Source organism: Neobacillus drentensis (genome assembly GCF_036962765.1).
Classification (GTDB): domain Bacteria; phylum Bacillota; class Bacilli; order Bacillales; family Cytobacillaceae; genus Neobacillus; species Neobacillus drentensis_C.
In genome coordinates, this window is record NZ_JBALOS010000397.1 from 1 (window position 1) to 1,060 (window position 1,060).

Annotated in this window: 1 protein-coding gene; it reads right to left on the minus strand. The window is 33.3% G+C overall.

The window, feature by feature from the left end; all coding sequences use genetic code 11:
* Positions 1 to 416 (minus strand): glycosyltransferase family 2 protein (locus tag V7137_RS30015; RefSeq protein ID WP_335701452.1); only part of this gene is annotated, 416 nt, incomplete at its 3' end.
* Positions 417 to 1,060 lie beyond the last annotated feature (644 nt).

Genomic DNA, 1,060 nt, shown 5'->3' on the forward strand with positions numbered 1-1,060 from the left:
TCATTAAAATACCTACTTTTATTCTTTTTCTTAATTAGGAAACAACTACCTAACACTTTGTACATATTGCAAACTATAATATCCACTTTGCTGTTATTCGTTTCATTATATAATACTTCAATAGTTTTTTTATCAATCCAATCATCAGCATCAACAAACATTATATACTCAGTCCTTGATGCATCTATTCCCCTTCTCCTAGTAGCAATACTACCTTCGTTTTGTTTATCTATTATTTTTATTCTTTTATCTAGTTTTGCATGTTTACGACATATATACAAGCTACTATCTGTAGAACCATCATTTACTAAAATCAACTCAAAATCCTTAAAAGTTTGATTAAGAATTGATTTTATACATTTATTAAGCTTTTTTTCAGCATTATAAATAGGAACAATAACACTTACCTTATCCATACAGATTACCTCACTTTTTTACACTTCGATTGAATAGTCCATTATTCTTGTTAGAAACGGCTTCAAGGCACATTTAGCAGTTGGAGCAAGCAGTCAGAATATCTTACAATCCACGATGTCTTCTGCTAGTTTGAACGACAGAAAGGCAGCCCTTCCTCACCTTAATGGAATGAATGGAGAAAAGTTTTCTTCGCAAACATTTGTTGCGGTCTTATGGATGCTGTCTTTGATTCTGTTCAAATCTATCAACAGCATGAATATGAAATCTTACGGAACATTGCCTATAATAAACGAAATAAAGGAGAAATACTCGGGTTCGATGAGCACTTTACCTTAGGCCGTATTAGAGAACACTCCTATATATACAATTGCTATGATGAACAATATCGTCCCCCTGAAAAAAGTAAGATCAAAAAATTGCGTTACCTTTCCGCTATCCACGGATTCTCTTTGCCAGAAAGTCTACAATGTAAAGCTTGAGAAAGACATCGAACATACACCGCTCCAGGAGGAGGTTCTGAATCAAGGAAAAATCCTTATAAACAAAGACTGCAGTTGATCGTTTGAATGCGTATTTAAATGTGTTTTTCCGATATTAAAATGTTTGATATCGCTCTAGTAAAAATGTCAAAGTCCACTTTGAC